1 protein-coding gene is annotated in these 3747 nt (G+C 62.0%); it reads left to right on the forward strand.

Translation table 11 applies throughout. The features are described from left to right. The coding region (locus ACEW8G_RS01290; RefSeq protein WP_373486643.1) for a beta strand repeat-containing protein at positions 1-3747 on the forward strand (3747 nt) is incomplete at both ends.

Genomic DNA, 3747 nt, shown 5'->3' on the forward strand with positions numbered 1-3747 from the left:
GACCGGGGGCAGCGGCGGCAATGGCGGCTTCGGCGTTGGTGGCACGATCAACCTTGTCGCGGATGGCGGCCAGATTGTGGCCCGCAGCGGACAGCTGATCGCAAACGGTGCCGGCAGCGATAGCGGCGTAGGCGGCAGCGACGGGGCAGGCGCGCGAAGAGGTGCGAGCGGTTTGATTGGCAACGGTTCAGGCGGAACGATCAGCCTCGTCATCGATGAAAACAATAATGGCATTGATGGCGGCATAGCGTTTGAAGGCAGCGCCTCGCTGATCGCCAATGGCAGCAGCGGCAATGGCTTGAGCGGCATTGGCGGAACGGTGTTCATCGTTGATGAGGCCGGCAATGGCAATGGCGGCATCACGCTTGGATCGCTGGCGGTTGAGGCGCTTGGCTTCAATTCCAATGATGGAGCGGGCTTTTTCGTCCGCAGCACCGACGGCGCGATCATGGTCGAGAGCAATGCCACCATCAATGTCGGCGGATCGGCAGGGTTCAACCTTGAAGGCACCGGCGGCTTTGAAGTGCGCGACACGCTTGAAATCAACGCCGCACGTGATGTTGATATTCAGCTGTTCTCGCTTGACCCGCCAGACATCGGCATCCGCGCGCCAGTGGCTATTACCGGCGGCCAGAATATCGCGCAGGCGGTCGGCGACCCTGCGGTCTCAGCGGGCAATATCCGGATCACGGCCGGTGACAGTTTCACATCGAATGATGGTGTGCGCACGGTGGCGGCCGACAGCATCCGGGTGCGCGCGGAACAGAACATTTTTGCCTCTGACCTGCAGGCGGGCAATGACATTTTTCTGTCAGCCGGCACCAATGTGGGGCTGGTCGATGTGCTGATCACCGGCATCGTATCAGGCGGTGGCGATGGCCTGCCAAGCAATGGCAATCTTGTCGTTCAGGCCGGGCTGCTCACTTTGGGCGAGGGCGCGGGCGAATTTGGCCGATCGGACGCCGAGTTCTTTGGCAACATCTCGGTCACCGGTCTAATTGACGTTGCCGCAGGGGGCTCGGTGCTGGTGCGCGATGGCGCGCAACTGGTCGCCGACAACGCAGTGCAGATGTTCAGCGGCGATGATATCATCATTGAAGCGGGCGCATTGGTCAGCGCGGCCTCGAACCCGCTGCCCGATTCGGGCTATGGTTCGGTTGATCCGCGCACCCGGCCGAGCAACCTGAGGCTCGTCGCTGGCGCGATTACGCCGGTCACGCCGCTGGAGCCCGGCAATATTTCAACGATCCTGATTGAAGGCCGACTCGAGTCGCTGAATGCCAGCGTGGTCATGTCGGCTGATGCCATTCAGGCATTGAGCGGCGAGGTCGATTCGCTCTCGTTGTTCGCTGATATCGTCAATGCCCCGGCCAACGGTGAGCCAAGGTCGGACGACGGCGGGCGGCTGACGGCGCAATGCGTTGAAGGCAATATCTGCCTTGCATCGATCAGGGCGACCGAAATTGTAGAGATCGGGCAGTCCGGGGTGCCGATCGACCTGATCGTTACCGATGCCAATGTGTCGGCACAGCGGGTCGCGGTAACGACCCGCACTGGCATTACGTTGGGCCGTGAAGGGGTGGATACCCTGTTCAGTGCTGGCGAATCGCTCCGCCTGCAGACGACCGAGGGCAACATCGAGCTGCTCGGTGGGGCGCAGTTGACCAGCGGCGAGGTTCGTCTGTTTGCGGAGCAGGGCAGCCTGCTGGGCAATGGCATCATCACCAGCGGCAACGACATCGGTATCAGCGTTGCCGACAGCATAAGCGCATCGGTGATCGATGCAGGTGGCGGATTGTTCCGTGCAGACGCGATTGGCAGCGAGGGGCCGTTCGAGCTTCCGGGTGATTTCAACGTCGGCTTCCTTGGTCTTGGCAATGGTGACGCAGCGATCATCGCAGGCCGCTCCATTCAGGTGGGCCAGGTCAGTCTGGGCGACCGTGATGTGCGGTTCATCGCCAACGGCGCGGCGTTTCTGGGTGGCACCAGCGGTGTCAACCAGATTGATATTGAGGCCGACTCTATTGAATTTGGCGAGATCTCCGCAGGATTCGACATCAACCTCAACGCGACGAGCCAGATTTTCGGGCAGAGCGCTGAAGCGGGCGGATCGTTCAGGGCCGACAGCGGCGGCTTCAGCGTTGCCAACATAAACGCCAGCAGCCTGGTCGAGGTAACGTCGGGCGAGATCGACTTTGGCGGCATCTTTGCCGGGGGTGATGTCAATCTCACGTCTGGCGGCGCGGTCAACGGGCAGGTGTTGTTCGGCAGCGGTTTTGTGACCATCGATTCGTTTGGCGGCATCACGCTTGATCAACTTGCCGCCGGCTTTGATGCGAACCTGTTTTCATCCGAAGGCGGCATTGAAGTGATCACCGATACCAACGTCGGCGGTATGATCGATGCATCTGCGCTTGGCATGAGCTTCCGTTCTGAAGGGGGCATGTCGTTCTCGTCGGCCGAGGCGCGCGAAGGCAATATTCTGCTGACCGGCGGCGGCGGCACGGTCGCCGCAAATAATGTGCTCGCGGCGGGCGATATCGTGGTGGTCAATCAAGGCGATGTGCTGATTGGCAGCGCATCTGCCGGGTTTGACGGTTTTGACGATCGCAGCGGCAGGCTGGCGGGCGGGGCCATGCCCCAGTTTCTTACCCCGGGCGAAGGCATGATCGATATCGCCGCGACCGGTAGCATCACGCTGAATGCGGATGTTGTGGCGAAGACTGATCTTGTCGTAAATGCCGATGGACTGCTGACCGTGAACGAACTGGCCACCGGCAGCACGATCTTCCTGAACTCGGGCGACATCGCGATCACCGAAACCGGGCGGGTCGGGTCGGCAGACCAGACGCAGTCGGTATCGCTGCGCAACAACAGCGGCGGCACGATGACCATCGGCGGGGCAGGCGTCACCAGCGGCTACAGCCTTAGCAATGCCGAGGCGCAGCGGATCGTGTCGAACGGGGATCTGACCCTGATCGCGCCTGCGCTGGAAAGTGGCAACAACGGCGACGAAAGCGGCGTGCCCGGACCCATAACCGGTGGCTTCAACGCGCCGATGAATGCGGTGACCGGACCGTTTGCGCTGGTGCTTGATACGTTGACGATTTCGGTATCGCCAGGGTCGGGCTCGCCCGGCGGGGTGGGCATGGATGGCAATCTGGTGTTTCTGGCCGACGGCATTGCGCGCGTCGTCGGCGCGGTCACGCTCTCTGATGCGATCAACAATGCGCTGGTCATCGATGCGACCGGGGCGATATCTGTCAATGCAGCCACCGGGCGTCTGGCGGCGGTTAACAACAACGCGCCAAGCGGGCGGCTGTCGCTGCGCGGGCAGGATATTTTTGTCCTGACCGACAGTGCCTTTGCCGACATTCAGGGGCTCGATGCTGCCGGGGTCGATGCCCGGCTTGCGCAGCGTGATACCATCCCTGTCGATACCGCGTTGCTGCGTGCGGGCGGTATAGTCCTTGAGACGCTGGGCAGCGATGTGCTGATCCAGAACACTGCCATCGGCACTGATTTCGCTGATCGCCGCGGCTTTGTTGCGGGGGCCGAGGGCATTTCGGTCCGGCTGGGGGGCAGCGGTGTGATATCGATCAATGGTATCATCGATCCGGGCGGAACCCCGGTAACGGGTGTCGATGTCATTGCGGCAACCACGATCACCGGGCCGGTTGCTGCTGGCTCGACGATCAACGGCTGCCTGATAGCCGATCCGGCCAGTTGCCAGGCGACGCCGCCGCC

The sequence above is a fragment of the Blastomonas sp. genome, assembly GCF_041747255.1.
Taxonomy (GTDB): Bacteria; Pseudomonadota; Alphaproteobacteria; order Sphingomonadales; family Sphingomonadaceae; genus Blastomonas.